This window comes from Streptomyces caeruleatus (assembly GCF_001514235.1).
GTDB classification, from domain to species: domain Bacteria; phylum Actinomycetota; class Actinomycetes; order Streptomycetales; family Streptomycetaceae; genus Streptomyces; species Streptomyces caeruleatus.
The window spans coordinates 347,903-372,947 of sequence record NZ_KQ948926.1 but is presented as its reverse complement, the minus strand read 5'-3'; the positions used below and the strand labels follow the sequence as shown (position 1 = coordinate 372,947).

Sequence of the window (25,045 nt, the reverse complement as noted above, 5' to 3'; positions counted from 1 at the left end):
GTCCGCTCGTGCGCCCCGCTGCGGTGTACGGCGCCGGGTTCGCCTGCTGCAGCCGTGGGTTGAGTGTTCGACCGCCGCCATTCGTATGGGTCGGGTGTGCTTTCTCTTTGCGCTGGTGAGGGTTCCGTCCGTCGGGACGTGCTCACGCGGGTGCGGGCGTGTTCGATCGCGCTGCCGAGGGCGGGACCGCGTTCTGGTGGTGGTGTGACGGAGCGGTGAACAAACCCCGCACGACGGCGCATTTGCAAGCAGCTCGGCGGCTGATCCAAGACATTGTTGCTTCAATCAGGCATATCCGCTGCAAGAGCGGTGATCCTCCTAGCGTCGGACCGAAATGCAATTGCATTCGGGCAACGGGGTGTTCGTTCACCGCAGGAGGTCGTCCGGTGGAGAAGCCGACACGTGTACACGGCAGTCCCGCAAGTAGCGGTCAACGAGAGCCGGTTGTCTGGCGGAAGAGTTCTTACAGCAATCCTCAGGGGGCATGTGTTGAGGTGGCGCAGCCGTCCGGAGGGCAGGTCTGGTTCCGTGACTCGAAGGTGCCCGGTGGCGCTGCGATCGCCTTAACCAGGCGGGCGGCGTCCGCCTTCACCTTGGCTGCGGGACGCGGGGAGCTGTAGCCGGTCCTCACGGGTGACGCTGTTCGGTCCTGTACGCACCTGCAAAGAGGGGTGTCCGGGGTACTGCCGGCCGGGCACGGTTCGCGGAACCTGTGGTTCCGCGAACATGCCCGGGCGCAGACGTGCTCGCAAGTTCAAAAAGTCATTCAGTGCTCGACATTCCCGGCGACCAGCCGGTGATCAGGAGCACAATGCAAGTGCATTCCGCCGCTGACGTGGGCGGACGGTCGCGGGACGGCGGGAGGACCATGGTGGGGGAGCAGTCCGAACCTGTGCACGGCAGGGGCACGGACTTAGGGCAGGACAAGGCGCACAGTGCCCGGGTGTACGACTACTTCCTCGGCGGGAAAACCAACTACGCCGTGGACCGGGAGGTCGCCGATACCGTCATTCGCCTCTTCCCCACGGCAGAGTCAGCGGCCCGCGTCAACCGGGCCTTCATGCACCGCGCGGTACGCGCCCTGACTCGGCTCGGAGTGCGCCAGTTCATCGATGTGGGTACCGGGATCCCCATGTCGCCCAACCTCCACCAGGTCGCCCAGAGTGTCGCGCCCGACAGCAGGGTTGCCTATGTGGACAACGATCCGATCGTGCATGTCTACTGCGACCCGCTCCTCGACAGCACGGCCGAGGGCGTCACCTGCTACGTCCAGGCTGATGCGACCGAGCCGGCTGCCGTCATCGACGCGGTCAAGAGGGAGGGCGTCATCGACTTCGGGCGGCCGGTTGCGCTGAGCCTGCATGCCCTGCTGCAGTTCGTCACCGGCGACGACGAGCCCTACCGCATGGTGCGGCGCCTCATGCAGGAGCTGCCCTCGGGCTCATATCTGAGTCTGTCGCACGACACCGGGGACTTCGTTCCGGAACCCTGGCAGGCCGTCGTCGACACCTACGCGCAAGCCGGGACCCCCGCCCGGGTACGTACCCGGGCGGAGGTCATGAGGTTCTTCGACGGTCTGGATCTGATCGAGCCGGGCCTGGTCGTCGGGCACCGCTGGCGGCCCGAGCCCGGCAGCGGGCCCAGCCTGGTGAGCGACGCGCAGGTATCCCTCTATGCCGGCGTGGCCCGTAAACCCTGACAGGAGGAGCCGGCCTGCTCAGCGGCGGTAATGGCGGAGCAGGTCGCTGATCCGGCGGCGCGTCTGACGGGGTGCCAGAGAGGCGAACAGCAGCGCGTCAAATGCCTTCACCCGCAGGTCGACCGCCTCGTCGTCCTCGATGATCAGACCGCCGTCGAATCCCTCGGCGTAGACAAGGGTGGGCAGCATGCCGGCGAAGTCGAAGATGGTCGTCGCCCCCAGGTCGACGGGCAGGTCGCAGCGGCCCAGCTCGGCAAGCCGGAACTGATAACGCGGGTCGGCTGACAGTTCAAGCAGGTGCTCCAGCTGCCCGCACATCACCTCCATGGACCCGACCGGCCGGCGCAGGGTGACCTCGTCGATGATGAACATGCCGGTCTTGTCCGCAGGCGCGTCGGCGAAACGAGCCTTGCGTTCCCGGCGCAGTTGCGCCCGGGCTTCCAGTTCCTGGAAGGTGCCCGGGCCCCGGTTGATCACGGCTTGGGAGTAGGCCGGGGTCTGCAGCAGACCATGAATATGGAGGGGCTCGTACGACCTGATCCGCTGAGCCATCTCCTCAAAACTCACCACGGCCTGCAGATGCTTCGACGTCGCCCACGACCAGGGCTGCCACCACGCCGCCTCGTTGGCACCCGCGGCCAGTCCCAGCAGCAGCTCCTGCTCGGTCGGGTCGTCGATGCCGTACAGCTGGAAAAGGGCCTGCAGATCACGTTCCTTGAACTGATGGCGCCCGTTCTCGATCCGGCTCACCTTCGAGGCTGATCCGCCTATGAAGCGGGCCACCTGCCCCTGCTTCAGGTTCAGGCTCTTGCGGCGCTTGCGCAGTGCATGGCCCAGCACCATGCGCTGCGCGGACGGTGCGGGCTCGTCCCGCAGGTACCGCACCCCGCGGCCGGCTTTGGGGCTCTCGGTCTCGCCTGGGTCCCCGGCCCCTGCCAACTGCTGGACCACAATCGCTCCTTGGTACTACGAACTGAGGGTGAAGCTATCGGCACTCATCGTGCACGAACCGCCCGGCTCCGGCGGCGGAATCGGAAAAAAGTCCAACATCGTTTGTATGTGTGACCGACACCACAAGCCTCTTGTGAGGTAAGCGAGTGTCCCGTAGGGCCTCAACGCGGCGCGCTGCGAGGTGAGTTGACGCCTCGCCGGAGTGATGCTCCCCGAGCGTCTCGCTGGGGCCCATTGCGACAGGCTGGCTGAAATGGGCGTATGGGTGGCCCGTGTGCTTTTGAGGTTGATGCTCGGTCGGGCTGGTCATCGGGTGGCCGGATCGGAGCACTCGCGGCCCGCAGGCGGCTTGTTGTGCGGTGTCGGTGTAGGGCGGGCTCTGGGGCGGGCAGTGTCGCCGAACAGGGCCGGAAGTCGGCTTTGGTCTGGCAGACCACGTTCCGATGGGTGGTGGGGGCACCACGTGGTGCCCCCACCACCCATTGCCCGCCTCCGTGCGATGCCGGGGCGGGGTCAGAATGATGGCCCAGTGAGGACGCGCTGCAGGCAGAAGACTTGCTGCTCCACCGTGTATGCAGGGGCGATCACGTACTGAACCGGCAGGCGGGGATCACACGAGAGCCAGGCCGCCTGGCGTGTCGGGTCGATTCGTGCCCCGGGCAGCATGTCGAAGTCCCACCGGAACGGCAATCCGGTGCGCTGCGCCCGTTGCCGTAGCGCGTGCACTTCCGTCAGAACGTGGTCGATGCGGGGGACGAGTGCTTTCCGCCCGGCCGCGTTCAGGCCGAGGGCCTCTTCGACGAGGCCGGCGGTAGGGCAGTCTTGGAAGAGCGCGCGGGTCAGCTCGCCGAGGAACCACAGGGTGGCGGGTTCGTAGGCAGGCCGGCAGGTGCTGGCTGCGGTGGCGGCGAGCGCCAGCGACGCGAGGTGGTGTTCGACCAGGGACTGGTAGTCGCGGGCGATGGTCTGGTGGTCGGCATGCGCGTTGGATGGAAGGTCTCCGCGCTGGCGGGTCTGTGCGGCCAGCATGGCGGCCAGTCTCCTCTCCAACCGCTCCACGCGAGCGCTGGTGTGGAGGAGTTTCTGACGCAGATCCTTGTTGTCCCGCTCCACAGCGGAGAGGCGCTGGTTACCCCGGTCGAGCTGATGTTGGAGTCGTCGCACGTCCTCGCGGGTTGTGAGCGAGGATTGCTGCTGGGGCACCTCCGGGCGGGAGCCGGGGGTTTCCGGCGGATGCGAGAACTCGGGGATGTTCAAGGGTGCTCCTGGACGAGTCAGTAGTCGGAAGCGAAGTGGACGGTGGTGGAGACCTCTTCGCCGGTCTTCTGCACGAGAGCGCGTACCTTGATCTCTGTTTCGCCGAACCGCAGGTGTACCCGCACCCCGCGATCGTCGAGGGCGTGCCTCATGGCCCCGGCCAGGTCGACGTGGACGGTGCCGATCCGCTCGCAGCCCGGGTCCGTCACATACCGAGGGTCCCTTTCCATAGTGGTGTACAGGTCAAAGGTCAGGCTCTTGGTGGTTCCCTCAACGGGCAGAAAGACGTCGCTGATCTCCTTGCCCGTGTCCACCACGTCCCCGATGGTCACCAGCTTGGCGAAGCGGTTCCGGCAGCGGGCTACGCCGTCGGAGGCAACGAAACGGAGATTCTCGGAGTCGATGCCGGGCTCGAATGGGCTGCAGCAGTCCACGCCGTAGGTGTAGCGGGCGCGGCGGGCGCGCGTCTGTGGACTGTAGGCGAAGTGCACGGCTCCGTAGAGCACGGCGGAGCTCGGATCCGGCGGGACCAGGACGTGGGCGCGGCCCTGGAGGTGTTGCTTGAACGCGTGCTGGAGATAGCGCGAGTTGCTGAATCCGCCCACCATCAGGACCACTGGCTTGGGTGCGTCGGGCGGGCTGTTCTGGGGTGTCACCTCGGCGAGTTGTTCATCGATGAGGTCCAGGACATCGGGCACAACTGTGTCGAAGACGTCCCGCATCTCCTCGGGAGTGACAAGGATGTAGTCGGTGACGCCACCCTGCCTGCGCGACAGACGCTTGCGTACCGCAGCACCCAGCTTCCGGTCGATCGCGGCGGGGATGGGCAGCGGGACGGGGGCCGTGGTCTCCGGTCCAAAAGACAGTTTGTGGCGCTCCCACGCATCAACCAGTTCCAGCATCGCCTCGGGTACTTCTTCGCGAAGCAGTGCGACGAGTTCGGGCTTGCCGAAGCGGTCGGCCAGGAGCCGATCCTCGAAACGGTGGTTGAGCTCGTTCGAGCCGTGCCGACCGCCGTTGACCAAACCGATCTCGACCATGCGACCGTCGTCGTCGTTCACGTAGGCGGCCAAGTCCACAGTGCCGCCACCACTGTCGACAACAAGGATCCGGCGCCCGGGAGCACAAAGGTCCGTCGGAGACTGGTCGTCCTCTCCTGGCGGTCGGGCACCGCGAACACGCGCGTGGTGGACCGCTGCCTCCGGTTCCAGAGCCAGAATGAGCCGACCGTCCTCGGCGGGGAAACAGGCTGCGGCGGCACATCGCCTGACCGTCTGCTTGTCCACGTCGGTGAAGATCGCCGGCACCGTGATGCTCCAGCGGATGTCTTCTGCCAGGTAGCCGCTGCTCGTGATCTGCGCCAACGCCGCCTCACGTACCCGAGACAGCAGCTCGATCGTCAACCTCTCTGCTTCGCTTGGAGGTTCCTGCACCCTCAGATATGACTCATCCTCCCCCTCCTCGTCCTCTTCAGAGCACGCCCCCGTGTCTTCACCGTGCTCCTCCGCTGTCGACGCAGCGCTCTCTGTTTCGGCAGTCTCGGCGGTCTGAGGACCTTCCGCTTTGGCGTTGCGGCCACTTCCCCTGGGCCCGCCAACGGCTCGCCGTGTCGACTGCATCAGGTCCATCTTGAACGCTGCACGGTACCGGCGGCCCTCTTCACCGCTGAGAAGACCCAGTGCACGGTTCCTGGCCTCATACCCCCAGGCGAGAACCTCGTCACCCTCGCCGAGCAGCAGAGCGGAGAGAGTCTTGACTGCGGCCACGGGCTGGCCTGGCCACTGAGTGAAGAAATGGATACGGCGAAGCGCGGCGTCCTCGTTCTCCTCGTCGATCACCGCCCAGGCAAACCCTGTGGCATGTGTGCCCAGATCGATTCCGCAGACGACCAAAGGTTCGGACATGACTCTCCCTACGAAGTGTGGTCCACGAAGCACCCGATGGCTTCGTCGGCGACAGGTTCGGTTCGGAAGAAGAATCCCTGGCCAATTCCCAAAATGGGCCCGACCTGTCCCTTCGCCGGGCTCAAGGACACCAGAACAGACGATATTGAGCAGTTAATATCACGGGAGGGATGCCTGAATTTGGGCATGTATATTTCCGGGCATCTCGCTTCTTCTGATCGTGAGGTTCGGATGACCGATGCCCTGACCCAAGCCGTGCGACTCGCGGACGACGAACCGACGGAGGAAGAACGCGGCTTCTGCCAGAGGGCACTCAACTCCGACGCCAGTGAGGGCGACAGTCAAGAGCCGCCTGAGAAGGAGGGTGCCGAAGGAGTTCTCGGAAAGCTCCGCGCCTACGGGGAGATGAAGGCATCCCGTGACGACCTGATTCGCGAGGCCGGCTCGCACCAGATCGAGGAAGCGCGCATTGCCCGCCTGATGGGCCACTCGCGTTCCACCGTCCGGTCAGTTCTCGGGAAACGCTGAGACCGATCTCCGAAGGTGTCGAATCGCCTGATCCGGCCAGCGAGGGTCGGCCGGATCGGGAGGGTCAGTGGAGGGCTCGGGGTGCAGATCGTGATGGCCTGGGCTCCGCCGGCCTGGTTACAGGGCTGGCGCGGCCGGGGTGGGCGCGGTTTCGCGCGCTGGCGATGGTGCGGGCGGCACCGCGTTCTGGGTGGCCGGCGTCGATGGCGGCGTGAAGCAGGGCGTCGGCGGCGGCGTCGGGTTCGTCGGCTGCTTCGTAGGCACGGCAGGCCGCCCAGTACAGGCGGTTGTTGAGCTGTCCGTCCGGTGAGTCGCGTACGAAGCGCACGAGGGGTTCGATGCTGTGGGGCCCGGTGCTGCGCGGCGGTGGGGTCACGGCCGGTGGCCGGGGCGGTTGTATGAGGCGCAGCAGCGGCAAGGGCGCCGGGGCAGGGTCGCTGGGGTGGCCTGGAAGCGTCTGGTAGGCGCCCTTGGGGCTGAGAGAGCCGGGGCCGACGAGGTAGCCGCCGCTGCCGCGGACGTCGATGCCGGGGCCCAGACGGCTGGCCGAGTTGGGGATGGCCGCGTCTGGGGGTGCGGCGAGCCAGAGGTGGCGGCCCCCGCTCGGGGTGGCGATGGTGACGGTGTCCGGGAGGTGGAAGCCGTGCCGTGTGGCCAGGTCGGTGAGGGCGGTGATGCCGTCGAGGCCGTTCTTGCGGTCGAGGTCGAGTCCGATCAGGTGGTGTGGGGGGCGTCCGCAGGCGATGCCGTAGCCGGTGGCGCGGCGGGCGGCCCGGAACAAGGCCCGCACGGTGTCGGAGTCGGTGGAGGAGTCGTGGACGCCGTGGCCGAACTGCCCGCACTCGCCGCGGCAGGCGCGGTCGGGGTGCGGGTTGCGGATGACGGGCTGCTTGAGTGGCCCGAGGGGGAAGACGGCCAGCCCTCGCCCGGCAGCGGTGAGGGCGTGCGTAAGCGCCGAGGACCAGGGAACGGAGTGGTTCAGGGGGGAGCCCTTCGGTGATCGTGGCGTGGGCAGAGCGCGGGCACGCGGCTATCAGGCAGCGAGGGTGAAGTCGTCGGGGGCGAGGGTGACGCCGAGGTACGGGGCGAGAAGGTGGGCGGCGAGGCGGGGTGGTACGGCGTTGCCGATCTGCGAGAACTGCTGGCCCTTGTTGCCCTGCCAGGGGTAGTCCGCGGGGAAGGTCTGGAGGATGCCGGCCTCGCGTGCGGTGATCCGGATCGGCTCCGGCGCGGCCCCCGTCTCGTTCTCCGGCGGTGTGTCGTCGGCGGGCTCGGCGATCCAGCGGCACTCGTTGACGCGGTGCCCGAAGAACAGCGTCCCGGCCGGTTCCTCGATCGATCGGACGGTGGCGTTGGCCTGGTTGTTGCTGCGCAGGGACCACTTCCAGTGCGTGGCCTTGCTTGTGAAGGCGGGGGCTGGGGCATCTGCGGATGTGGCGGTGCGCGGGCCGTGTCGGGATGTCCGGCCTGTTCCACGCGTCTGCGGTTCGAACACCGTCTCTGCGGCGGGTAGTTGAGGGCGCCACAGGCCCCGGTCGCGGGCGTTGGCGAGGGTTTGGCGGGAGCCGGAGGGGAAGGGCTCGGGGCCTCCACCGGGGCCGCCGCCGGCGCACACGGTGGGGACGGGCCGGTCGGTGGCGCCCCAGCCGAGGGCCTCGGCCATGGACACCCACCGGGCGCGGCCCGGTCCGAACAGCGACTCGGGCTCGGCGGTCTGGGCATGGGTTGGTGCGGGTGGTTCGGCGATGCGGACTCGGGAGGCCAGCAGGATCGCCCGCCGTCTTGTCTGCGGTACGCCGTAGTCGGCGGCGTTGAGGATCCCGGTCCACACGGAGAATCCCCAGCGGCGGAGGATGGCCGCGTACTGCCGCCATAGCGGCAGGACGTCGGGGACCTCCTCCATGGCCACCCATTCCGGCTCACCGACTGTGTTCAGGGCGTGCAGGTAGCGCATGGGTTCGGCGGCCAGCAGACTGCGCTCGTCCTGGCAGGCGGCGAGCAGTCGTTCACGGGTGTCCCGGCCGGCGGCGAGGTCCGCGACCGCATGGTGCACCAGCGGCTGGTCCAGCAGCCCGAGCCGTTTGCCGGCCATACTCCACGCCTGACAGGGAGGGCTCGCGATGAGCCCGACGGTCCGTCCGAGGAACGGCCGGACCGGATACAGGGCCACGTCCGTACGAATGGTCAACTGCCCCGCTGCCGCACGGGTCTTACAGGCCCATTCGTCCCATTCCAGGCCCACGTCCCGGGCGCCGAGGATGGTCAGAGAGTGGCTCCATCCCCCCGGACCGGCAAACAGGTCCAGGATCAAGAGGCCAGCCCGAAGTCGTCCTGCGAAACCGTCGGTTCGCTGCCCCGGCAGGCCCACGGGGAGCAGCCGTCCACCACGCCCTGCTCCAGTTCCTGTTCGTTCGGTGCGTCGGTCAACTCGGCCTGGCGGGCGGCCCATTCGGCGGCGGTGACGTGGTCGATCGGGGCTTCGCTGAGCGGTATACGGGAGCGGTGCAAGAACGCCTGGCCGAGCAGATGGTTGCCGTTCGCGTTCGCGCGGGCGTTGCCCTGTCGGATGGCGGCGTCGAATTCCACCACGTCCTGCCATTCGTCCGGACTCGTGTCACGGATGTTCCGCCACTGCGAATTTCCGTGAAATGGGCAGCCCAGGCAACTCGATTTCGGTGTGTTTTCCAGGCCGATGGAGGTCAGGTAGCGGATGCAGTCCCTTCGCGACCAGCCCATGTCGATGAGCGGATGCCGGTTGCGCATGTAGCGGACGTCGGCGTCCTTGGCGCGATGGAACTCGTCCGTGGAAATGCCCACCCACTGCTCGACAAAGACATCTTTCGGGATGCGCGTGGGGTAGGGATATCCGAGGATTTCCCGGACCTTCTTCTTGATTGGTTTGATCTTGTATTCCCCGGTGCATTGCCGCCTGGTCATCCCTTGCCTGCCGTCCTGGTTGAGGACATACAGGGGCATGGAGGCGAAGCGATGCGACGGGTCGAGGGCGTCCTTTCGGATGTTCCCGGCGGAGACCCGGAGGATGGGTATTCCGGCGGGCTTGGCTATGTCGCGTTCGAGTCGGTCGAGATGCTGATAGACCGCGCGGGGTTCCCAGCCGGTGTCGGCGAAGATGGCGTAATCGGCCTTGGGTAGGACGCCGTTGGCGGAGAGGGCGAGCATGGCGCTGGACTGAATTCCGGCACCTAGCGAAATGCAGATGTGGGTGGGAGAAGCGGGAATCGGGATGTCCTTGCATGAAAAGAGGGAGACGGCGGGGCCCGGGGGTGAGGGTGCGCGCTGTCAGCGGTGTGCGCGGGCGGAGATGACCGCACCGGGAGCGGGGACCGGGACGGGGCCGGACGCCTGTCCGCTGATGTAGTGGGGGGAGACGAGGACCGTGCTGAGGGCGCGGGTTCCGAGGGTGGTCAGACGGGCGCGGTCGCGGGGCGGCCCGCCGGGAAAGAACGGGGGCGCGGAGGCAGGTTCGCGGGTGACCAGGCCCTCGGCTTCGAGGTGGCGCAGCATCTCGGTGTCCACCGCCACGGTGTGGCCGTGGACGCGCTGGTGCTCGTCGTGGCCGGTGACGGCGATGTGGCCGCGGGCAATTTCGAGCAGGGCGGTGCGACGGTCGGCGTCCATGGTGGGGATGGTGGTGGTGCTGCGGGCCCTGCTCGGCAGCCTGCCGGCGATGGGGTAGGCGGATTCGATGATGGTGAGTGGGGCCAGGGCGGTGAGTTCGCGGGCCAGTCGTACGTACTGGCCGAATCCGCGCCGGAGGTCAGGGTGCGTGTGGTCCGCATCGTCCAGGGGGCGCACGTGCTGGGCGGCGGTGAGGTAGCGGGTGGCCCCGCCGGTCAGGTAGGCGAGTTGCTTGAGCCGTACGACGGCGTTCTTGACCGGTTCGATGGCCGGCAGGGGCTGTCGGCGGAGCGCTGTGATGCAGGCGAGGGTCTCGCGGTCCAGACGGTGGGCCGAGGCCGCGCAGGCATCCGGATCGGGGCGAGGGCTGGGTCCGAACAGGAGGAGGTCGAGCCGGTCGTTGTGCTGGGTGTAGAGGCCGGCGAGCGCCAGCAGCCGCTCCACGGGCGTCGGCGCAACGGGCACGTCGACGTCGAACAGGGGAGTGTGATCGGGGTCGGGTGATGTCGTCATCAGGGGTCTTCAGAGGCGAGCGGGCTGGCGGTCAGTGCCGACGCGTGGGCTGTTGGGCGGGAGGCGGCGGCGGCGTTGGCGCGGCGCGGCCGGTGCCGGCGGGGCGGGTGCCGTGGCCGCGGGAGGGACGGGTTGGTGATGCGAAGGCGGGGCCGGCCTCGTCGAGGCCGGCGGCGAGGCCACGGGCGGTGGCCGTGGCGTCACGCAGCCATTCCCAGGTGAGGGTGGGCAGTTGACGCCAGTGGGCGTTGTTGCGTGCCCATTCGAGGACCTCGGCGGCGTTGCGCAGCTGCTCGGCGAGCTGGGCCAGTACGGCCTGCTGCTGGTCTGCGTCACGCTCGGTGCTCACGTACTGGAGGAGTTCGTCGAGGGCGGCGGGTACCGGGCTCGGGTCGTCGGGGAGTCCGTAGAGCCGGGCGTGCAGGGCGTGGGCGGTGCCGGTTGCGGGGCCGCCGGAGGAGCGGTGGTCGTAGTGCGGTGCGGCCAGGCGGCGCAGTGTGAAGTGGACGACGACGTCGCGGGGTGTGGCGTCGGGGTGGACTTGCGCGGCCAGGGCGAGCGCGATGTCGTGCGCGGTGGGGGTGTCGGAGGGCGTGAGGTCTCCTGGGAGGTCGGGTACGGGTCAGCGGGCGCGGCTGGCAGCGGCCTTCGGTGGGGGCGGTGCGGGGCTACTGGTGGTCAGGCCGGTGGGGCGCGGCCGGGCGAATGAGGCGGCGAGGTCGCGGCGCCCGGCCTCGGTGAGATGGACACGCTCGTCGTGGAACCAGAGCGGAGTGTCCTCGCGGGCGAGAAGGCCGCGGCCCTCCAGGGCACGGACGGTGCTGATGGTGACGCGCAGGTCATCGCGGCGCAGGCGGGGCTTGCCGTCGGCGATGGTCACCTCGCCGCGTGCCACGGCCCGCAGCGTGGCCTCCTGGGCTGGTGACATGGGCGGCGGCTGGTGCTGCGGAACAGCACCCCAGTGGCATCGTTCGCTGACTTAGAGTTCCGCGGCTGCCGATGCGTCGGATGCGCCGAGCACGGTGAGGTGCATGACGAGGGTGAAGCGTCGGCCGGCCTCCTGGAGAGCCTCGTGCTCGCTCAGCACGGCCAGGAAGTCGTCGCCGAGTTCGACGGGCAACCCGTCGCGGGTGTGGTTGAGGATGCCGACGGCGTCGAACAGGTGGTCGGCGGTGTCGGTGGCGAGGTGGGCGAGCTGCCGCACCCGCGAGTACACCGCTCGGATGTCGGGGCTGTGGTACATCGGCTGGGCGTTGAGGGTGCCCACGATGTCCAGTGCCGAGCGGGCGAGGTGCCGGGCGGACGCGGTGCGCTCGGTGAGGAAGGCGCCGGGGTGAGGGTGGTTGAGCCGGTGCCGGGTGAGGGCGTCGTTGTGCCGGGTGAAGTCGGCAGCCAGCAGCAGGAGTTGTTCGGCGGGCTCCAGCGAGAGGATCTTCTCGGGCAGGGATGGCTCCAGAGCAGGGGCGGTTCATCGACGTCGGCCGGTGCGGCCGAACTGAGCGAGGGCGTGGTCGATCTGCGGGTTGATCGCAGAGCCGCGGACGGGGGTGATCAGGTTGTGGTGCTCGTGGCGCGTGCTGAGGGGGACGTCGGCGAAGGCCCGTTCCACCGGCGCGGGTGTGGCGAGGTGGGCGAAGAAGTTGCGGACGAGGCCCTCGGGGACCTCGCGCGTGAAGGTGGCCAGCGGCTGCTTCTCGAAGAAGGCGTGCTCGATGCGCCACGTGATGTCCGCCTCGGGCGTGTGAAGGAGCCGGCAGCACCAGTCGGGCGAGGTCAGGACGCCGTCCTCGACGGACCAGTCGTTGAGCGCCGCGAGCTTGTTCAGGGGCATGTCCGTGATCGGAATGCGCTCGGCGTGCCGCTCATCGCCGAGAAGCTGCGGCAGCGCCTGGGTGGCGGCGGCGACGGCCTCCAGGGGCGTCTGGCGGCTGAACTGCACTTGCCAGTACGGCTCGTGGTGTGTGATCGTCCACCACCGGCCGACAGGCTGGACGGGGTCGAAGTCGCAGAACACGCTGCCGTCCGGGCTACTGATCGCGACGTGTCCGGTGGCAGCGTCGTGCTGCGTGGGCCAGCCGAAGAGGTGGATCAGCGGGCCGAGCGCGTCGGCGAGCCGGTCGCCGGCGCCCGCCATGTACCGCGGGGAGACCAACACCCGCTCGTCGGGTCCGTACGTGGTCACCGGTGAACTCCCTGCGCGAGCGTGGTCTTGGGCGGAGTGGCCACCGCGGTCGCAAGAGCCGCGCGGGGGCGCGGCTGAGCCAGGGCCTGCTGCCCCTGCTCGGTGCCGGTGATCTTCTGCCCGCCGGTCCACAGGGAGGTGCTGGTGTCCCTGGTGACGAGTCCACCCTTCTCAAGGGCCCGATAGGTGGCAAAGGAGACGCGGGTGCAGTCGTTGGTGGCGACGCGGGTCACGCCCAGGCCACGGGTGGCACTCTCATATAGATGGCCTCCGCCGTTCAGCGAGGTAGGGCGTCGTGCTGGGAGGGAGTCAGTGCGGGGCCTGTCGTTTTCTGTGCGGCCTTTGACTTGTGCTCCTGCTCGGCCGCCGGGTCCTCGGCGATGCCGGATGCTCCACCACATGCCGTCGAAGCGGGTCGGCTCGAAGCCGACAAAGACGCTGCCGCAGACCAGGACAAGGTCGTCGGGGGCAGGCGCTCACCGGTGCCGGGCGCTCGTTGCGACGACAGCAGGCGCCTTGGCTGGTGCTGCCGCCGGCGCACGGCGGGGTTGCTGTGTCTCCAGGGCCAGCCGTCCGGCGGTGGTGATCGTGACGTCCTGGCCGCCGAATGAGGAACCCTGTCCGTCTTTGCGGATGAGCCGGTTCTTCGCGAGGACGTGGAACGGCTTGCTGTGGATGGTGCTGCGGTCGCCCGCGCGGATCGTGTCCCGGCCGCCGCGCAGGGACCGGGAGAAGACGCTGCCGCCCTGGGCGATTTTTTCGAGAGCCGTGTACTGGGCGGGGGTCAGCTGCGGGAGCGGCGGCAGGTGCTCGGGGTGGTCCTTGAGGTCGCTGATGATGCCTGATGCGGTGTAGTGGCAGCCGGTTGCTGACAGGGCCAGTTGGTGGGCGGCGTCGGCGAGGGCCTTGGTCAGATGCGGCTGGGCTGCGGCGTGCCGGGCCTGGCGCACGGCATCGTCGTCCAGGGGCGGGCCGCCCGCGGAGCCGGCCGCGTCGAGCGGGTTGTCGGTCACTGCGTGCGCGCGGTCGAGGGCGGCGGATGAGGCCGATTCCACGACGCCGGCGAGTGCCTTCAGGGAGGTGCGGCTGCCGGGCACGACGGTGTACTGGCTGCCGTTGAGGGAAGCCAGCCGGACCAGGGTGCGGCCGGTCAGCTCGTGGACCTGGGCGATCTTCGGGGCGAGGTGCTGCAGCAGCGCGCTTCCCGGCTGCACGTTCAGCGCGGTGACGCTGTTCTTCAGGGCGTCGAAGTCGGCTGCGAGCTGACGCAGGTGGTCGACCTGCACGGGCAGATCGATGGGGCGGATGGTGATGGGGGTCTCCGGGGATGTCAGTGGCTGCGGCGCGGCGCCTGCCGTGCGCCCGGAGCGGCGGGGACGGCGCTGCGGGCGCGGTGGGTGGGGGCGGGGATCGCGTCGGGGGTGGGGATGCCCAGCTCGACACGGACGCCGAGACCTTGGACGTAGGCATGGATCTCGGCGCGCACGACCGTGCCCAGCAGGGCGTGATCTTTCCGCCGCTCGGGCGGACGGTAGGAGGAGGCGTCGGCGGACGGGGTGAAGCCGTGCTGTTCCAGGAGCGAGCGGGCCTCGGGTGTGGCGGCGCTCGCGGTGACGGTGGCGTCGGTGAACGTGAAGCGGAGATCCGGATCGGGCAGAGGACCCTTCGGGCTCCAGCGGGTGGTCCAGGAGAGGTCGACGAGGTCGTGGGTGCGGGCCAGGAGCCCGTGCATCGCGGTGCCGGCTCGGTCGTGGGCTTCCTGGGCTGTTCCCGGCGGGAGGAGGTAGACGGTCCGGCCGTTCACCTCGCGGACGGTGAATCCGGCGTCGGTCAGCAGGCGGTCGGCGCCTCGGAGTGGGCGGTTGAGGACGACGAAGGTGTGCGCGTCATCGGTGGACCCGATGAATACGTCGGGGAGGTCCAGGAAGTGCATAGGGGATCCAGGGGGTGCGGGCAGTGCAGTGTGTGCTGCCGGGAGCGGGTGGCGGACTGGCGGCGTGTGCGGGTGTCAGCGCTTTCTGGGGGCGGGCGTGTGCGTTGCCGGTCCCGGCGGTGTGGCGTTGGCCGGGGTGTGGGCGGCGGCATGCTGCGAGGTGAGGAGCAGTTGGTCTGGGTTTCGGGCGGCGGCTGAGGTAGCCAGGTGGCGGGACAGTCTTTGGGCCAGGCTCCGGTAGGTGGTGGCCGCTCGTCTCATTTCGTCGGCGGCTCGGCGGAGTTGGTCGCGGCTGGTGGTGGGGGTCGGGTCGGCGTCTTCGTACAGCAGGATCTCGGTGCGGTGGTGGATGGCGAGGTTGCACAGGGTGGCGGCGAGGGAGATCTGGGAGCAGGCGCCGGCGAGGTAGGCGAGGTTCTCCCGGCCGTCCTTCATCAAGGCGTACTGGCTGAGGGAGAGTTCGTGGAACTGCTGGGTGCACTGCGTGGCCAGCTGCTGCACGCGCAGGCTGGTGGGCGCGATTGTCAATGGCCATGAGGTCACCCCCGGTGACGGACGGCGGAACCCATGCACTGGCGGACACGAGAATTCCCCACGGACTCCCCGCGGACAGCGGATTTCCCCGCCCGGTCCGCGTGATCCTTTCTGGAGCAGGGTCAGTTCATCGGCCTCACCCCCTTGCCCGAGGTCGCCTCGGTGAGCCGAAACGAGTCACCCTGAGTGACGACGACATGGGCATGGTGAAGTAGCCGGTCGACGGTCGCGGTGGCGAGGGTCTTGGGCATGATCTCGTCGAATCCAGACGGATGAAGGTTCGAACTCACCGCCATTGCACGCCTTTCATAGGCGGCATCCACCAGCCGAAAGAAGCCCTCGGCGGCGTCCGCTGAAACCGGCAGCAGGCCAATGTCGTCGACAATGATGAGGTCGCTCCGGATCAGCCGGGTCATCGCCCGTGCAAGAGAATCGTCGACGCGGTGGCGGCGGATGAGGGCGCCCAGGTCCTCGATCGCGAACCAGGCCACCGTCATGCCGGCCTCGACCGCGGCCTGCCCCAACGCCTCTGTGAAATGCGACTTCCCAGTTCCGGACGGTCCGCAGACGCAGAGATTCTCCTTGCGTGAAATCCACTCCAGCGTCTTCAATGAATCCTGGACCTGTCGCGTGATGGAGGAGGCGGTTTCGTCCCAGTCGCCGAATGTCTTTCCGGCAGGGAAACCGGCCCGCTTGCGGCGAGTGCGGAGATTCGCCGCATCCCGGCCTGCGGCTTCCTCGGCCAGCAGGACGCGGACGACCTCGGCCGGGTCCCAGCGTTGGGCTTTCGCGGTGGGAATAAGATCGGTCAACGAACGGCGAATGTGGGGAAGTTTGAGCCGACGAGTCAGCTCGATTGCCTCGGCGAGCGGATCGCCGTTCGATCCTGAAATGGTGCGAAGAGGGGTAGCCATCAGATTTCTTCTCCTTCAGGGGCAACGCCGAATCGGGACCAAGCGGATGTGCCCGGCTGGAGGCTGTGGTCCTCGGAAGCCCGGGTCGGCTCGGCAACGTGCCGTCCGATGTGGTGGTCGAGGATTGAGATGAGGTCGTTTTCGGCGAATCGGCCGGCGATTGCCGCGGTTCCCAGGGCCCGGTCGACTTCCGCGGCCCCGTGGAGCTTGGCGAGTTGGACGGCCTCGGCCATCTTCGGCCGCATCCGGCGGGCCCCTGAGGCCGCGGCCTCGACCAGCCAGGAGGCCGCTCCGGGGCCGAGTTGCAAGAACGCAGCCTCCTCGGCGGAAGCGGCCTTTGGAGTCCTCTCACCTGGTTCTTCTTCCCGTGGCGGGTAGTGCTCATCCTTGATCGACGGGTTGCCCGGGGTGGACCGGCGGTGGCGGGCGGCCTCGGCGGCGCCGTCCTCGGTGACCGCGGTGACGACGAGTTCGTCGCCGTGAAAGCGGGCCCAGACGGTCTGTCCGGCCAGCTGGTGCGGGACCGAATACCGCACCGAATCCACTGAGATTGTGGCATCGTTGGCGACTTTGCGGGTGGTTCCCAGGGCCGCGGTGAACGGATTCTCCGGGAGCCGGTGCAGGCGGTGGACTTCCTCGGCGAGAGCCTCAATGGGCCGACGCCGAGACGCGCGATGGACCTTGTTGTTCACCTCGGTGGTGAACTGGCGGCACGCTTCCTCGAGTTCCGAGAAGTCCCGATAGCCCGGACGCAGGTTGATGTCAGTGGGCACAAGATCCCGTTTCGCGATTCGCACCGTCGCTTCGGAACCGCCCTTGGACTGCGGATCCGCAGGGACACAGGTCCGGATAGTCAAGCCGTAATGGTGACCGATCTCGATGATCTGCGGATTGCGTACCGGGATTCGCGCGATATGGTCGCTGGTAACCGTACGCTCGTTGTCGGTGAGTGCGTAGGTCGGGGCGCCGCCGATCTGACGCAGCGTGGCATCCAGACAACTCGCGATGGTCGGCAGGGTTTTATCGAGGACAGGGATCACGACCCGGAACCTCGACCAGGCCAGCCAAGCGCACCACAGCCACGTTTTGCGGCCTGCTATTTTCGGTCCGTCGCCCCAATCCCATTGGATCCAGAGTCCCGGTTCTGGAATCCATGGGCGGAATACTCGGCGGTGGCCGGCGCGATAGGAAGCTTTCGCCGCGGCGACTGCCCGCCGAGTCGTGCGGTCGGTGCCGGTGAACCCCATCGCCTTTATCTTGTCGTGCACTCGGTCGGCCCCGATGCGGCCGCCGGATCGTTCGATGAGTTCCTCGACCTTCGGCAGAAAGTCGTCGATCATCTTTGGCCGTGGCAGGCGCTTCGTCGCGTCGCCGCCCTGGTCGCGAAGCTCGACATACCGCTTCACGGTGTGGTGGTCGCACCCGGCCAGCTCGGCCGCCGCACGGTAACTGCCCGTGAGGTCGTACGCCTCAAGAATCTCCATGATCTCCTCTTTGCTCTTCACACTGGCCAAGAGAACAGGCCAAGTGGTCCAGACAGCCAAGAAGGATCACGCGTCCATCAGCGGGGACATCTCGTGTCCGCCTGCGGGGAGCCGATCAGACCGCCTGCAGGGAGCTTTGCATTTCCGCCGTCACGCGATGTCGCGGACCGGCTGGGCGAGGTCGCCTTCCCGGATCCGTTCCACCTCCGCGCACAGAGCCTTCAGCGTGGGCGCCACCTGGCCCATCAGACGGGTGTGCTCGGTCAAGTCGAGGGTCTGCAGGGCAACTCCGAACATGCAGGGGCGTGAGGAGGAGGAACGTGGAGGGCCCGTCACTGTCCGGGCTGAGAAGGGGGTGCTTGCCACAGGAGGCGGGCGATGCGGTCGGTGCCGTGGTCGGCGCGGGGCCGGGCGGGGGTGTGCCAGCCGGCGCGGGGCGGCCGGCTGGCGATGACCCGCCATCCCGCACCACGTAGCGATGCGCCGCTCTCCCCCTCCTGCGTGTAGGTGACCAGGCGCCGGTATCCGAGAGCCTTCGCTGCCCGCCACGCCGCCCCGTACAGCAGCGAGTTGGCGTTGCGGGCGCCGTCGCTGGAGGTCCGGGTGACTTCGAGGGTGGCGCCGTCGTCGAGGTGGCGGGCGACCGGCCGGCCCACGATCGCCACGGCGTGCAGTGTGCCGGTCTCGTCGGCGGCGCCGACGGCGAAGATCTGTCCGACGGGCGGCGGGTGGTGGCGGTGCCAGGCGCGCACGAAGTCCTTCGCCTCACGTGAGCGGACCGGCACCAGGTGCAGCCGGGCCCCGCTCATGCGGCCTTCCCGAAGTCGGACTGTGTCGGCGCGTGCTTCGCGACGGCGCGGGCGGTGATCGCCTTCGACGCGCGGGCGGACGCCGCCGACAGCTCCTCTGCTCCGGGCTCCAGGTACCACGGGCGCAGGTCCAGCATGGCGGCCCTCATGCCGGTGGCGAAGCAGAGCGCGGTGCCCTTGGGCAGGGCGCGGATGGCGTCGGCGGGAAGGATCCGCTCCTGCCGCATCGACACCGAGGTCGACTTCCCGGACTCCGAGTGCGAGGTGGAGGTGGTCTCGACGTCGTGGTCGCCGATCAAACGGCTGAGCTTGTCGGCGAAATCGGGGTCGTCGATACCGGAACCGATGACCTTCACGGTCGAGGCGGACCACATGGCGTCCATGCCGGCGTCCGACCAGACCTTCTGGCCCTGGCGGTAGGACTGCAGGATCGTGATCGGGATGATCCCGCGGGAGCCGAGGTGCGAGTACAGGTCCGGCAAGTCGCTGATCTTGCAGACGTTGGCGGCCTCGTCGAGGATCGCGAGCATGGGCGGGTCGAGCCGTCCGCCGGCGCGTTCGGCCTGCGCGGTCGCCGCGCGCATCACGGAGTCCGCGCACGCAGCGATCAGCGCCGAGGCGCCTCCGCCACCGTCCTTGCTGAGCAGGAAGAGCGTGTCGGTGGAAGTGACGAACGCGGACGGCCGGAACTCGGCGGTGTCCTTCTGCGGGGTGACCCAGGCGGCGATCTCGCTGTTCAGCAGCGCGGCAGCGTACTGCCGGGCGGTCTCGTAGATGCCGTCGCGGGTTTCCGGCGGGCCTTCCACGGTGCCCTTGAGCTGGGCGGCGACGGCGGCGAATTGGTGGTCGCGGAGGATGTCGAGCGGGGTGCGGTCGGCGGGGAACGCGAGCCATTGCATGACGTCGGTGATAGGCCGGTCGTCGAGGGCCGCGGCGAGAAAGAGCTGGGCGAGGATGTTGGATCCGGCCTTGGACCAGAAGTCGCCCTGCTGGCTCGCGTCTACCGAGGCGGCTAGGAAGTGGCCGGCCAACCGTCCGGCGCCGTCCAGGGTTTTGGCGTCCGCCAAGGGGTTCCACCACATGGCGCGTTCGGCGTGCGCGATCTGCTGCGGGTCCATCGACCACACCTGTCCGACGCGGGCGCGTGCGTCGTAGGTGGCGGTGAAGGCGTCGCCCGCGGCCTTGTTGCTGGTGAGCAGGACGGGGCCGGGTGCGCTGAGGATGGAGGGGATCGCGAGGCTGGTGGTCTTGCCCGAGCGGGGCGCCATGATGGCGACGGCCACGTCCTCGTACCCCATGCGCACTTCGTGCTTGGTGCCCTGCAGGTTGCCGAGCAGGATGCCGGTGTCGCGGGCCTGGATGTGCTTGGTGTACTTCAGGCTCGGGCGTAGAGAGCGGGCTTTGTCGGTGATCGCCTTGGCCATGAGGGGTTCGATGTCCCGGGCCTTGGCCATGCCGGTGATCTTCTTCTTCCGGCCGCCGCTGCGGTTCTTGTACCGGGCCCACAGGACACCCGCCCCCACACCGAGGGCCAGGAACATGACGACAGGGATGATGCGTGCACCGATCAGCAGGGACGTCTCTCCTGCGCCGGGCCAGACCTGCTCGGGGTGGAGCAGGGCGGCGGTCGGCTGGTACCGGGCCCAGTCGGCTCCGGTGAGGTAGGCGGTGACGTTGCCGGACAGCCAGGCGAGGTGGGCGAGTGGGACGACGACGGCGCTTACGCCGAGGAGGAGGCGCAGGACGAGGTCGTACCCGTCGGTGTTGGTGCTGGAGGAGGAAGGGGGCAAGGGCTACGTGTTTCCGGGCGGGGACTGAGGGATCAGCGGCTGCGGCCGTTCCTGGCCGGCGGCTGGGGCGAGGGCATCGGTGGGGCCGGCGGGGCGGTGCGCCGGGCAGAGAGGGTGTGGACGCGTTCTTTCAGCTCCGCGGCGACGTGCACGGCGAGCACGTCGGTGGTCCGTCGGGTGACGACGTTCGGGTCACGGGTCGGCAGACGGTGCACGCTGTCGGTGCGCGCTACGGGGGCCGGATCGGCGAGCGCGGCGGTGAACGCGGCGATCAGGCGGGCGGGAGTGTGTTCGCCTAAGCGGGCCTGCCACACCGGCCGGTCTGGGCCGAGGGTGGCGGTGATGAACCAGGCGCCCGGTTCTTCCGCGCTGCCCAGCCGCTGGACGTACGCGGTGCCGTCGGGCGATACGAGGCCGTTGTCCGTGGCGGCGGGCGACCAGCCGATCTGTTGGAGCGGTTCGTACGGGTCGCAGGAGGCGTTCGCTGCCGGGGCGGGGTCGGTGAGGGCATCGGTGACGGCGGCGATGAGTTCGACGGGGGTGCGGGCGCCGAAGCTCGCGTACCAGGCGGGCCGGTCGGCTTCCGGGGCGTGGTTGAGCGTCCACCGCTGGCCGTCTGGGTTGGGCTCCAGGTGCAGGTGGGCCGTCTGGTCGGGGCTGGAGAGCAGGACGCGTGGCATCAGGGTGTCGTTGCCGTGTCTCCAGCCGCAGGCCCGGTGGAGGGGGACGGTGATCCAGGCGGGATCACCGCCGCCGGCGAGGTGGCGCGGGGAGATGAAGTCGACCTCGACGGTCTCGGAAGTCGGGGGCATGCTCACTTCCGGCCCGCGCGCCGCCGCATGAGCGCCGGGATCGGTATGGGGGCCAGGGGTGAACGGGCTTTGCGGGCGGCGGAGTTGATTTCCCGGAGGGCTTTGCCGTGGGTGGCCCAGTCGTCGAGGTAGCCCCACGATTCGGCGTGATGCTCGGCGAGGGCGTCGTCGAAGCCGGCGGTACCGGGCGTGGCGGTGGCGGGAAGGGCGTCTCGGGCGGCCAGCCACTGCTGGTGCAGTTCGTCGAGCCGGTCGAGGGCGTCGCGCAGAACACCCAACTGGTAGACCCAGCGGCCTTGCACCGTGTTCTGCGGCAGCTGGACCAGCTGGGTCTCGGCCGTGGCCAGCAGGTGACGGGCGCCGTTGCGGAGCGCCTCGAACGCGGTGTGGGTGTCGGCGTCGCGCTGGCTCGCGCGCAGGCCGTAGGCGTGGTCGTCGTAGGGCCAGCCGTCGAGGTCGGTGTGCTCCTCGGAGTAGGCGTCCCAGGCGTCGAGGATCTTCTTGCTGTCGCTCAGGTAGCCGTCGAGGTGACGGAGGAAGTCGCGGTGTGCGTGGTGGTCGGTGGAGATGAGGAGGGTCCTGTCGGTTCAGCGGCGGGCGGCCGGCTGGGCCGGGCCGGTCTTCGCCGCTGTAGTGGCGGGTTTCGTCTGGTGCCGGCGGGCGGAGCGTGCCTGCGCGCGAAGGGACTCAAGGCGCGCAGTGTGGGCGTCGACCACATCCTGCGGGCGCAGTGGGCTGGGCTCCTGCACAGCGCTGTAGTGGCCGGTGCGGTCGTACAGGCCGCGCTGGAGCGGGCTGCGGTTGGCCAGCGCGGCGAGGAACGATCCGACAAGGTGGGCGGGGGTGCGTTCGTCGAAGTACGCGTGCCAGATGAGCGGGCCGGGGAACTCTTTGTGGCCGGACTCGCGGGTCTCGACGTGCCAGGACGGCCGGTCGTGGAATTCGCTCAACGGGCGCAGTTCGATACGGCACATGGAGTCCGGCGAGCGCGCTGTGCCGTCCGAGTCGCGGTGCCACCCCGCCGAGATCACCGGCTGCCATGGATCCGCCTGCTGAGGGCGGACGACCAGAGCGTCCGTGAAGCTGGCGAGGACCTCGGCGGGCACGAGTTCGCCGAACTCGGCATACCAGCCGGGCTCGGTGTCGGTGGACTCCGCCCGCAGCCGCCACCACGCGGAGGTGTGGGACTGCGGGTCGAACTGGAGGCGGTGGCGCAGATCGGGGCTGCGCAGGACGACCTCGGCACTCAACGGGTCGGAGACGGCGCTCCATCCGGCGGCTGCCAGGCCGTGGGTGACGTGGCGGGCATCCCCGGGGCCGGCGAGATGGCGGGGGCTGGTGTCGAAGGGGATCTGCCAGGCGTGCTTGTCGGCGAACGCGGCGACCTGCCGTTCACTCAGCGGCACCGGCCACACCCCGGCTCGCTCCCGCCGACGCTGCCGTACAGGTGGCGGAGGTCGTCCAGGACGTAGTGGAGGGTGTGCTGGTCGGCCTGCTCCCAGGCTGCCGTGCGGAGTTCGGTGATCAGAAGGTCGACCTGGGCGGTGCGCGGGACGTCCGGGGCCTCCTGCAGGGCACGGGCGAGGGCGCGCAGGGTGTCGGCGAGCTGGACGGGCAGGCCCGTGTACTCGTCGAGAAGGGGCTCGACGAGGGCGAGGGCCTCTACGGGGTCGGGGTTTTGGCGCAGGTAGTCGGTGAGGTCCGACAGGGTTTCGGTCGCGGTGTGAATGGTGTCCGGGGTGAGTGCGGGCATCGGGCTCCGTAGGGCGGGGCGGCGGGTCAGCGGCGGGTCCGGGTGCCGCCGGCGGGGGTGTGGGGACGGGCGGTGGTGCGTGGCCGAGTAGTTCGGGCGCTGTTGCGGGCCCAGGTGGCGGCGCGCGCGGCGGTGATCCGGGCCTGTTGCCACGCACGGAGCTGGGAGGGCTTGACGGAGACCGACCAGGTGCGGATCTGTGCGCTGTGCGGGACACGCCCGCGCGGGCGCATCACGGGATCGGGGTTGGCGAGTTCGGCCGAGAAGGCTTGCACCAGGTACATCGGGGTGTTCGGGGTGAAGTTGGCCGTCCAGCCGTTTCCCTGCTTGTCCTTCGCGCCGGTCCACCACATCGCCGAACCGTCGGGGCTGTGGCGGTACTGCATCCACGCAGCCCCCTCGGGGCTGGTCGCGGTGTAGCGCTCGCCCTCCAAGCGTGTGTGCCAGTTCTGCTCCTCCAACGGTGCCCAGACGTTGGGAGCGTGGGCCGAGCGGGGTTGGGTGAGGGCGTCGGTCAGACCGGCGACGATCTCCACCGGGGTCTGCCGGCCCAGGTGCGCCGACCACGCGCCGTTGGGGTCGTCCGCTTGGCCGTGAACGGTCCACCCGCCGGGCAGGACGTAGGGGTCGTAGGCCACACGGACGGTGCGGTCCGGGCTCTCCATGAGCAGCGGGCCGCCCGTCTTGGACCTGTCCCGCCATCCCGAGGCGCGCAGGAACTCCGAAACGTGCCGCACGTCGCCGCCGCCGGCGAGAGCGCGAGGCTGGACGAGGTAGTGCTGCTCGGCCTGCTCGCCTGGCCCCCAGCCCTGCCATTGCTTCTTCCTCACCGGTGCCGCCGGACGACGAGCGGTGCGGGCGCCGGGGGCTTCGCCACGGTGGAGGGCTGGGTGCCGACGCGTTGCAGGGTTTCCTTGTGTTCGTCCAGGTCGAAGCTGATGTCGTGCAGTTCGTTCGAGGCGCGGCCCAGGGCGAGCCACACCTCCGCGGGGAGGGCGCCTCGTTCGGCCTGGTCCTTGGCGAACACGCTGCCGGTGGCGACGAGGTGGGAGATGCCGCCCAGGACTCCGGTGTCCGGGTCGAGGACGCGGGCGATGACCTGCGCGGCCTGGGGCGGGGGGAGCTGCGAGAGGTGGTCGGCGAGCTGGCCGAGCTGGCGGGTGATCTCGTCGGCCAGCCTCACCGAGTTCAGAGTGCGGTGGTCCATGCTCCTCCAGGGTGCGGTGCGGGCTCAGTGGTGATGGTGGTGGCCGATTCGGTGGGCCTCGGCGAGCACGTTCTCGGGGCGCGCGCCGGCCAGGGGCACGGTGTGGTCGGGACCGGTCGGGGTGCAGGCGCGCAGGTAGCGGCGGAAGAGGAGGACGGTCAGCCGAGGCCGACGCTCGGCGGCGATCGGTGGTGGCTCGGTACGAAGGGGAATGCGGGGTACGGAAGGCTCCTGAACGAAGGGAAGACGGGGGAAACGAAGAGGGTGGTGGCGTGCGGGGGCCGTGCGGGTCAGCGGATACGGGTGGCCGCTGTGGCCCGGACGGGCTTCGGTGCAGGCGCGGCGCTCTCCGATGCGGTGGTCCGCTTGGTGCGGGCGTCGGTGATCCGGGCTTCGAGCAGCGCCTGCTCGTCGTGCCACCCGTGCGCTGTGCGGGCCAGGCGGGTGTGGGGCCCGCAGCCGTACAGCGGTGTTCCGATGGCCGTCCGCGGTAGCGGATCGCCGCGGGCGAGACTGCGGGTGAACGCCGTGACCACGGCGAGCGGGGTGTGGGGGCTGAAGGCGGTGCAGGCGCCCGTCGGGGCTGGCCAGCGCGGTGTGCTGGTCGATCGTGGACACGTTGTGCCAGCCGTGCCCGCGCAGCAGCAGCTCGGTCAGCTGCTCCCAGCCACCTGCGCCAGTGAGGTAGCCGGGAGCGGCCAGGACGTAGGGGACGGCAGACGGCTGACGGGCAGGCACGCGGGTGTGGACTCCTGTCGGACGGACAGCGGGCAGGGATGATTCAGCCCCGCGAGCGGCGGGGCCGGCGCGGCGATGCGGGCGAAGCCTCTGCCGCCCGCTGTGCGCGGATGTCCATCGCGGCGCGGCGGTAGACGGCTTGGCCGAAGAGATGGGCGGGGATGTGAACGGCGTACGGGGCTGTGAGCAGAGTGGGAACGGCACGCGTGGCCAGCCGCCTCGTTTCGTCCCAGCTGAGGTGTCCGGGCGCCTGATGCCAGGCGTGGGTCGGGCCCTGGGCGCTTGGGGGCTGGATGGTGTTGCGTTCGCAACTCAACGGGTCGAGCAGCGTGACGAGTTGTTCGCGAACACCGATGTCGGTGCATTCGTCGTCGGCTCGGTTTCCCAGAGACGGTTCT

At 69.1% G+C, this 25,045-nt stretch carries 30 protein-coding genes; 3 read left to right on the top strand and 27 right to left on the bottom strand.

Annotation, left to right across the window (positions count from 1 at the left end):
- The first annotated feature begins 158 nt into the window (after nucleotides 1-158).
- Both AQJ67_RS50410 and AQJ67_RS10565 read left to right on the top strand, forming a co-directional pair.
- Entirely contained in the window at nucleotides 159-620 is a 462-nt protein-coding gene (locus AQJ67_RS50410) for a DUF397 domain-containing protein (protein WP_341846149.1), read from the top strand.
- A 248-nt stretch (nucleotides 621-868) separates the two neighbouring features.
- Nucleotides 869-1,699 carry an SAM-dependent methyltransferase gene (locus AQJ67_RS10565; RefSeq protein ID WP_062718536.1) on the top strand — a complete coding sequence of 277 codons (831 nt, stop codon included), beginning with the start codon at nucleotides 869-871 and terminating at the stop codon, nucleotides 1,697-1,699.
- 18 nt (nucleotides 1,700-1,717) lie between these two features.
- Here the strand turns inward: AQJ67_RS10565 and AQJ67_RS10560 are convergent, their stop codons facing one another.
- The 3 genes from AQJ67_RS10560 to AQJ67_RS10550 all read right to left on the bottom strand — a co-directional run bounded on the left by AQJ67_RS10560 (nucleotide 1,718) and on the right by AQJ67_RS10550 (nucleotide 5,811).
- Nucleotides 1,718-2,650, bottom strand: coding sequence for a helix-turn-helix domain-containing protein (locus AQJ67_RS10560; RefSeq protein WP_062717826.1), 933 nt, complete (start codon nucleotides 2,648-2,650; stop codon nucleotides 1,718-1,720).
- A 513-nt stretch (nucleotides 2,651-3,163) separates the two neighbouring features.
- A complete protein-coding gene (locus AQJ67_RS10555; RefSeq protein ID WP_062717825.1) occupies nucleotides 3,164-3,907 on the bottom strand; it encodes a hypothetical protein in 744 nt (247 codons plus the stop codon).
- A gap of 17 nt (nucleotides 3,908-3,924) precedes the next feature.
- Nucleotides 3,925-5,811, bottom strand: a complete 1,887-nt coding sequence (locus AQJ67_RS10550; RefSeq protein WP_159058748.1) for an acetate and sugar kinases/Hsc70/actin family protein — start codon at nucleotides 5,809-5,811, stop codon at nucleotides 3,925-3,927.
- A 36-nt stretch (nucleotides 5,812-5,847) separates the two neighbouring features.
- On the opposite strand from AQJ67_RS10550, the gene AQJ67_RS47565 reads away from it, so the two are divergent.
- On the top strand, nucleotides 5,848-6,339 hold the full coding sequence (locus tag AQJ67_RS47565; protein WP_159058747.1) for a hypothetical protein: 492 nt from the start codon (nucleotides 5,848-5,850) through the stop codon (nucleotides 6,337-6,339).
- A gap of 64 nt (nucleotides 6,340-6,403) precedes the next feature.
- On the opposite strand, the gene AQJ67_RS10540 is transcribed toward AQJ67_RS47565, so the two are convergent.
- The 24 genes from AQJ67_RS10540 to AQJ67_RS47555 form a co-directional block, all read right to left on the bottom strand.
- Complete coding sequence (locus AQJ67_RS10540) at nucleotides 6,404-7,321, bottom strand: bifunctional DNA primase/polymerase (RefSeq protein WP_079055870.1); 918 nt, start codon at nucleotides 7,319-7,321, stop codon at nucleotides 6,404-6,406.
- 51 nt (nucleotides 7,322-7,372) lie between these two features.
- A complete protein-coding gene (locus AQJ67_RS10535; RefSeq protein WP_062717822.1) occupies nucleotides 7,373-8,650 on the bottom strand; it encodes a DNA cytosine methyltransferase in 1,278 nt (425 codons plus the stop codon).
- Nucleotides 8,647-9,519 carry an adenine nucleotide alpha hydrolase family protein gene (locus AQJ67_RS10530; RefSeq protein ID WP_107122839.1) on the bottom strand — a complete coding sequence of 291 codons (873 nt, stop codon included), beginning with the start codon at nucleotides 9,517-9,519 and terminating at the stop codon, nucleotides 8,647-8,649. Before AQJ67_RS10530 ends, AQJ67_RS10535 begins: the two co-directional genes overlap by 4 nt.
- A gap of 120 nt (nucleotides 9,520-9,639) precedes the next feature.
- Entirely contained in the window at nucleotides 9,640-10,491 is an 852-nt protein-coding gene (locus AQJ67_RS10525) for a hypothetical protein (RefSeq protein ID WP_062717821.1), read from the bottom strand.
- Between the two features lie 31 nt (nucleotides 10,492-10,522).
- Entirely contained in the window at nucleotides 10,523-10,840 is a 318-nt protein-coding gene (locus tag AQJ67_RS10520; protein WP_062717820.1) for a hypothetical protein, read from the bottom strand.
- A 273-nt stretch (nucleotides 10,841-11,113) separates the two neighbouring features.
- Nucleotides 11,114-11,419 (bottom strand): hypothetical protein, encoded by a 306-nt coding sequence (locus AQJ67_RS49180; RefSeq protein WP_244190422.1) that lies wholly within the window; start codon nucleotides 11,417-11,419, stop codon nucleotides 11,114-11,116.
- A gap of 51 nt (nucleotides 11,420-11,470) precedes the next feature.
- Nucleotides 11,471-11,758, bottom strand: a complete 288-nt coding sequence (locus AQJ67_RS49175) for a hypothetical protein (protein WP_062717818.1) — start codon at nucleotides 11,756-11,758, stop codon at nucleotides 11,471-11,473.
- Nucleotides 11,759-11,959: 201 nt separating this feature from the next.
- The gene (locus AQJ67_RS10505) at nucleotides 11,960-12,673 is read right to left on the bottom strand and encodes an SPDY domain-containing protein (protein WP_062717817.1); all 714 of its coding nucleotides are present in this window, start codon (nucleotides 12,671-12,673) and stop codon (nucleotides 11,960-11,962) included.
- Nucleotides 12,670-12,906, bottom strand: a complete 237-nt coding sequence (locus AQJ67_RS44935) for a hypothetical protein (RefSeq protein ID WP_062717816.1) — start codon at nucleotides 12,904-12,906, stop codon at nucleotides 12,670-12,672. Before AQJ67_RS44935 ends, AQJ67_RS10505 begins: the two co-directional genes overlap by 4 nt.
- Nucleotides 12,907-13,149: 243 nt before the next feature.
- On the bottom strand, nucleotides 13,150-13,959 hold the full coding sequence (locus AQJ67_RS10495; RefSeq protein ID WP_062717815.1) for a hypothetical protein: 810 nt from the start codon (nucleotides 13,957-13,959) through the stop codon (nucleotides 13,150-13,152).
- A gap of 44 nt (nucleotides 13,960-14,003) precedes the next feature.
- Nucleotides 14,004-14,606: a hypothetical protein gene (locus AQJ67_RS10490; RefSeq protein WP_062717814.1), complete on the bottom strand. Its 603-nt coding sequence runs from the start codon at nucleotides 14,604-14,606 to the stop codon at nucleotides 14,004-14,006.
- A 75-nt stretch (nucleotides 14,607-14,681) separates the two neighbouring features.
- Nucleotides 14,682-15,134, bottom strand: a complete 453-nt coding sequence (locus AQJ67_RS10485) for a hypothetical protein (protein WP_244190421.1) — start codon at nucleotides 15,132-15,134, stop codon at nucleotides 14,682-14,684.
- Between the two features lie 128 nt (nucleotides 15,135-15,262).
- Nucleotides 15,263-16,054: an IS21-like element helper ATPase IstB gene (gene istB / locus AQJ67_RS10480; RefSeq protein WP_062717813.1), complete on the bottom strand. Its 792-nt coding sequence runs from the start codon at nucleotides 16,052-16,054 to the stop codon at nucleotides 15,263-15,265.
- On the bottom strand, nucleotides 16,054-17,559 hold the full coding sequence (locus AQJ67_RS10475; protein WP_062717812.1) for an IS21 family transposase: 1,506 nt from the start codon (nucleotides 17,557-17,559) through the stop codon (nucleotides 16,054-16,056). Before AQJ67_RS10475 ends, istB begins: the two co-directional genes overlap by 1 nt.
- Nucleotides 17,560-17,688: 129 nt before the next feature.
- On the bottom strand, nucleotides 17,689-17,835 hold the full coding sequence (locus AQJ67_RS47560) for a hypothetical protein (protein WP_159058746.1): 147 nt from the start codon (nucleotides 17,833-17,835) through the stop codon (nucleotides 17,689-17,691).
- A 35-nt stretch (nucleotides 17,836-17,870) separates the two neighbouring features.
- Nucleotides 17,871-18,347: an XF1762 family protein gene (locus tag AQJ67_RS10470; RefSeq protein WP_062717811.1), complete on the bottom strand. Its 477-nt coding sequence runs from the start codon at nucleotides 18,345-18,347 to the stop codon at nucleotides 17,871-17,873.
- Nucleotides 18,344-20,137, bottom strand: a complete 1,794-nt coding sequence (locus AQJ67_RS10465; protein ID WP_062717810.1) for a type IV secretory system conjugative DNA transfer family protein — start codon at nucleotides 20,135-20,137, stop codon at nucleotides 18,344-18,346. Before AQJ67_RS10465 ends, AQJ67_RS10470 begins: the two co-directional genes overlap by 4 nt.
- A gap of 32 nt (nucleotides 20,138-20,169) precedes the next feature.
- Entirely contained in the window at nucleotides 20,170-20,949 is a 780-nt protein-coding gene (locus tag AQJ67_RS10460) for an SPDY domain-containing protein (RefSeq protein ID WP_062717809.1), read from the bottom strand.
- A gap of 2 nt (nucleotides 20,950-20,951) precedes the next feature.
- Nucleotides 20,952-21,251, bottom strand: coding sequence for a hypothetical protein (locus tag AQJ67_RS49170; protein ID WP_244190420.1), 300 nt, complete (start codon nucleotides 21,249-21,251; stop codon nucleotides 20,952-20,954).
- Nucleotides 21,252-21,536: 285 nt separating this feature from the next.
- Entirely contained in the window at nucleotides 21,537-22,355 is an 819-nt protein-coding gene (locus AQJ67_RS10450) for an SPDY domain-containing protein (RefSeq protein WP_062718530.1), read from the bottom strand.
- Nucleotides 22,346-22,702 (bottom strand): hypothetical protein, encoded by a 357-nt coding sequence (locus AQJ67_RS10445; protein WP_062717807.1) that lies wholly within the window; start codon nucleotides 22,700-22,702, stop codon nucleotides 22,346-22,348. The genes AQJ67_RS10450 and AQJ67_RS10445 overlap by 10 nt, the downstream gene beginning before the upstream one ends.
- Nucleotides 22,703-22,728: 26 nt before the next feature.
- Complete coding sequence (locus AQJ67_RS10440) at nucleotides 22,729-23,532, bottom strand: SPDY domain-containing protein (RefSeq protein WP_062717806.1); 804 nt, start codon at nucleotides 23,530-23,532, stop codon at nucleotides 22,729-22,731.
- Complete coding sequence (locus tag AQJ67_RS10435; protein WP_062717805.1) at nucleotides 23,529-23,909, bottom strand: hypothetical protein; 381 nt, start codon at nucleotides 23,907-23,909, stop codon at nucleotides 23,529-23,531. The genes AQJ67_RS10440 and AQJ67_RS10435 overlap by 4 nt, the downstream gene beginning before the upstream one ends.
- A gap of 290 nt (nucleotides 23,910-24,199) precedes the next feature.
- Nucleotides 24,200-24,445 (bottom strand): hypothetical protein, encoded by a 246-nt coding sequence (locus AQJ67_RS47555; RefSeq protein ID WP_159058745.1) that lies wholly within the window; start codon nucleotides 24,443-24,445, stop codon nucleotides 24,200-24,202.
- Between the last annotated feature and the right edge of the window lie 600 nt (nucleotides 24,446-25,045).

Excerpts from the sequence above, each read along its gene's own strand:
- AQJ67_RS10565 (WP_062718536.1), top strand. The coding sequence starts at position 869 with ATGGTGGGGGAGCAGTCCGAACCTGTGCACGGCAGGGGCACGGACTTA.
- AQJ67_RS10550 (WP_159058748.1), bottom strand. The coding sequence starts at position 5,811 with ATGTCCGAACCTTTGGTCGTCTGCGGAATCGATCTGGGCACACATGCC.
- AQJ67_RS47565 (WP_159058747.1), top strand. The coding sequence starts at position 5,848 with ATGGCTTCGTCGGCGACAGGTTCGGTTCGGAAGAAGAATCCCTGGCCA.
- AQJ67_RS10530 (WP_107122839.1), bottom strand. The coding sequence starts at position 9,519 with ATGCTCGCCCTCTCCGCCAACGGCGTCCTACCCAAGGCCGATTACGCC.
- AQJ67_RS10525 (WP_062717821.1), bottom strand. The coding sequence starts at position 10,491 with ATGACGACATCACCCGACCCCGATCACACTCCCCTGTTCGACGTCGAC.
- AQJ67_RS49180 (WP_244190422.1), bottom strand. The coding sequence starts at position 11,419 with ATGTCACCAGCCCAGGAGGCCACGCTGCGGGCCGTGGCACGCGGCGAG.
- AQJ67_RS10490 (WP_062717814.1), bottom strand. The coding sequence starts at position 14,606 with ATGCACTTCCTGGACCTCCCCGACGTATTCATCGGGTCCACCGATGAC.
- istB (WP_062717813.1), bottom strand. The coding sequence starts at position 16,054 with ATGGCTACCCCTCTTCGCACCATTTCAGGATCGAACGGCGATCCGCTC.
- AQJ67_RS47560 (WP_159058746.1), bottom strand. The coding sequence starts at position 17,835 with ATGTTCGGAGTTGCCCTGCAGACCCTCGACTTGACCGAGCACACCCGT.
- AQJ67_RS10470 (WP_062717811.1), bottom strand. The coding sequence starts at position 18,347 with ATGAGCGGGGCCCGGCTGCACCTGGTGCCGGTCCGCTCACGTGAGGCG.
- AQJ67_RS10460 (WP_062717809.1), bottom strand. The coding sequence starts at position 20,949 with ATGCCCCCGACTTCCGAGACCGTCGAGGTCGACTTCATCTCCCCGCGC.
- AQJ67_RS10445 (WP_062717807.1), bottom strand. The coding sequence starts at position 22,702 with ATGCCCGCACTCACCCCGGACACCATTCACACCGCGACCGAAACCCTG.
- AQJ67_RS10435 (WP_062717805.1), bottom strand. The coding sequence starts at position 23,909 with ATGGACCACCGCACTCTGAACTCGGTGAGGCTGGCCGACGAGATCACC.